Annotated in this window: 5 protein-coding genes and 1 pseudogene; all 6 read right to left on the reverse strand. The window is 38.6% G+C overall.

Annotation, left to right across the window (positions count from 1 at the left end; all coding sequences use genetic code 11):
• A pseudogene (locus ACFING_RS09350) lies at nucleotides 1–209 on the reverse strand (P-type conjugative transfer protein VirB9); the annotation flags it as partial.
• A gap of 2 nt (nucleotides 210–211) precedes the next feature.
• Nucleotides 212–883, reverse strand: coding sequence for a virB8 family protein (locus ACFING_RS09355; protein ID WP_375630662.1), 672 nt, complete (start codon nucleotides 881–883; stop codon nucleotides 212–214).
• A complete protein-coding gene (locus ACFING_RS09360) occupies nucleotides 880–1,173 on the reverse strand; it encodes a type IV secretion protein VblB7 (protein ID WP_375630664.1) in 294 nt (97 codons plus the stop codon). The genes ACFING_RS09355 and ACFING_RS09360 overlap by 4 nt, the downstream gene beginning before the upstream one ends.
• On the reverse strand, nucleotides 1,160–2,089 hold the full coding sequence (locus tag ACFING_RS09365) for a type IV secretion system protein (RefSeq protein WP_375630666.1): 930 nt from the start codon (nucleotides 2,087–2,089) through the stop codon (nucleotides 1,160–1,162). The genes ACFING_RS09360 and ACFING_RS09365 overlap by 14 nt, the downstream gene beginning before the upstream one ends.
• Before the next feature lie 58 nt (nucleotides 2,090–2,147).
• Nucleotides 2,148–2,483 carry an EexN family lipoprotein gene (locus ACFING_RS09370; RefSeq protein ID WP_375630668.1) on the reverse strand — a complete coding sequence of 112 codons (336 nt, stop codon included), beginning with the start codon at nucleotides 2,481–2,483 and terminating at the stop codon, nucleotides 2,148–2,150.
• Nucleotides 2,484–2,504: 21 nt separating this feature from the next.
• Nucleotides 2,505–3,260: a type IV secretion system protein gene (locus tag ACFING_RS09375; RefSeq protein WP_375630670.1), complete on the reverse strand. Its 756-nt coding sequence runs from the start codon at nucleotides 3,258–3,260 to the stop codon at nucleotides 2,505–2,507.
• Nucleotides 3,261–3,385: the final 125 nt, after the last annotated feature.

Consider the following 3,385-nt stretch of genomic DNA (forward strand, 5'->3'; position numbering starts at 1 on the left):
TGGGCAATTTCTTCATTGGGAGAAAATTCTATTTGTACCGATGAGCGTATGGAGCCAATAATTTTTGTGACATTATAAGCATCATAGTTGATAAAGCGAATGCGGCTATCGCTCGGCGCGCGGGTGGGAAAAACACTCGCGTAGCTTATATTCGTCAAAGAAAAGGCAACAGCAATCCTAAGAATGAGAAAAAGGAATTTTTTTGTCATGATCAGTTGACCACTTCCGGATCGGTTCTATATTCATTAACAATAAACCCTAGAGGATTTATCAAACGGTTTTGGACAGAGATAGGGGCATTGGTATATTCAAAGGTGAGTGTTGCAACCCAGTGGGTGATGAATTCTTTGTTGTTGTCGTTGTTACGCACAGTTCTGTAGTAACGCACTTGGGCGACATTTTCATTGATAAAGGAAATTGATTTTATTGTTATTGTAACGGTGGCGTTTTTATAAAGAAGTTGGGGACTTTGGGGATTTTTTGCTCCGTACCAACTGGCAAATCTTTCTCGTTCTTCAGGAGAAGAGAGGAGAGAGACGGTTTCGAAGTTATTTTGCGTTTCTTCTACGGCGAAACCTTCACGGGAGCGGACATATTTTGCGGCAAAATAGCGTGTAATGGCTTCGTCGACGTTTGTTGGTCCTTCTTTTAAGGCTTCTACGACTTCAACAATGCCGGTTGAATTGTCAACGCGGATGACAAAGGGTTCCACGGTTTTAAGGGGTGTGAGGGTGATGACCGCGAGAGAAGACATTATTGCAACAGCAACGGCTATGCCGGCGATTGCAAGCGAGATGCGGGTAGTGCGGCGTGAGGCGAGCATGCGATCTTGATCGAACGAGCGTGCTTCAGCAATATATTCTTCTACGGCGTTTTCTTTCATGCTTTTTGCCCGCAATCTTTGTAGGATTTTATTTCTTCATCCGTTAATTTTTGTGTGAGGAGCATTTCCAAATTGCCCTCTTTCACGAACGATTTTATGTCTTTATTGTCACTGATGATGATAGGTGTCGGGATAGGTTTTTTTCCTTCCCAATTCCACATCGATCTATTAAGTGGCCGCTTAGAATATCCATCACATTTTGGAAGTGACTTCAACGTGTTTGATGAAGACATACAGCCACTGAGAAAGAGAAACGGCAAGATAATCCCAATTTTTTTAACCCCCCGCATTTGTAGTATTACCTCCTCTAAATTTCGATGCCAAACCTCTAAAACCAGCAAGAGCACCACGACCAGCTAATCTGCTAGTGTGATGAGCTAAATGTGTTGATCCTGCAAGAGCTGCTCCTCCAGAAGCTAAAGCAGAGGCAATTCCGGGTAAATGGATAAAAAGATAAATCCCACCAATGCCAATAACCAAAAATTGAAGTACAGAAAACATGATATCTGTAAGGTCACCTGAAAGAATGTCCATTGCAAGACTTACATACACGTTACCAAGCAACACGACTAATACTTGCAAAATGATGAAGTTTGCCAATTGACCTAACCACGCTTCTGTAAAACGTCTTGTCGCTGAAAATAGACCAAAACCTATAAATATTGGTCCCACTGATATGACAAGAAATGATCCAAATTTAGCAAATATTGTGACGATAAAACCAATGGTGCAAAAAATCCCAGCAATCACTAAACAGATTAAACCAGCAATCCAGTTAACAATATACGTACCAACTTCAGTCCATCCGTTGTATTTATTTGCTGCGTCAAAGGCGTGCGCATAAGCATTTTGTATCATATTGTCCCAGACATTCTTATCAGAAACTGCACCTTGCGTAGCATTTGAAATGGCATTCGGCAGATCAGTGAAAAATATATTTGTGATCCATGTGTTATAGTTAGCGGCATTTGTGGCGAGTGTAACGATGATGCCAAGTTTGAAAGTTGTCGCTATAAAATCCCACAATGGCATAGAAGACCGCCCATAGATAATATTGTAACCTATAAATGCTATATATATTGTACAAGCTGCTGTAAGAGGAGCAGATAAAGCGCCTGAAAGATTGCTAATAGATTTACCCATTATATTTGTAAGAGAATTCATTAAACGATCATCTATTGTGGTAAATATATCTTTTGTTACCATTGAATATCCATTTTATAATTTTTTTTAATACTTTTATTTCTGATTGTTATAATAATTTTTATGGATCGAAATTGTTTTCGCTTTTTTCTTTAGCTCTCCGTTTTTCATATTCAGCTTTTCTCTTAGCTTCTTCTTCTTGTTGTTTTTTCTCAAATTCTTCTCTACGTTTACGATTTTCTTCGTCAATTTTTGCCCGACGTTCTTCATGAATTTGATGATCGGCTAATCGTGCATTTTGACAGTTTTTCGAATTTCCTGTAAATCCACATCTCACCGCCCATTCTTTAAGTAAATTTTCATCTTTCTTAAAATCTTCTACACTGTAGGTTTTTTCACATCCAGCGGTGATCAGCCCTGTGCTAAGTAGTAGTGCTGCGATAATAACTTTGTTCATGATTAAGTCCCTCTTTAACTTTTAATGACCGCGAAGTTGATTTGCATAATCTTGGTATCTTTTACTAGCTTCTTCTCTAATCCGTATGGCTTCAGCTTCAGATTGAGCTTGTTGAATCATAGAAGTAGCTTGAGTTTGTAAAGCCTCTGCTTGTAATATTGCTTGTATAGCTGCTAATTGTGTTTGAGCGTCTTGAACTTCAGCAGCGGTTTTAGCATTTTTGAGTTTTTCAATAATCTTACTAATGGCTTCTTTCTTTTTATAGGCATCTTCGTAAACAGCTTGCCCTGTTGCTGCTTGTCCTACATTGCGATTGTGCAATTTTTCCACTTCTTGCTTGTAAAAGGCATCAACAGCTTCTTTTGATCCACTACCACCCGATGGTTCTTTATATAAAAGTTTTTCCTTCCATTTTTCAGTGTTTCCGCTACCACCCCCGGTACCATCTATTGATTGTTCTAAATGATTAAAATCAGAGGGGAAAGCAGCATTATTCCCTTGTTTGTTGAGCAATTCTTGAAGAGCGGATAAATCAGGTTTTCCATTTAAGGAACTATATAATTGTTTCGCTTGATCGAGTTGATCTTTTAATTTTTCAAGCTGTTGTTTGCCTTGTTGAACTTGCTGTTCTGCTTTTGCAACTTGTTCTCTCAATTTTTTGGCTTGCTCTATATTTTCCAGCAGTATTTTATAATCAAAGGGACCACCTCCAAATGCATTTGCTTGAGGTCCAAAAGAAATTGCGCAAAGAGCTGTTGCCAATAAAAGTTTTTTCATTGTTTTGACCTTTCTTGAAAAATAGGAAGCCATTTTTCTGGAGATTCACCAACTTCATCCATAATGGTCTCTAGGAGTTCAATATTCTTGGTGGTGCCACTTAAAATGGCTATTTCATCATCAAA

The sequence above is a fragment of the Bartonella sp. AP150HLJHH genome, from assembly GCF_042196385.1.
Taxonomy (GTDB): Bacteria; Pseudomonadota; Alphaproteobacteria; order Rhizobiales; family Rhizobiaceae; genus Bartonella.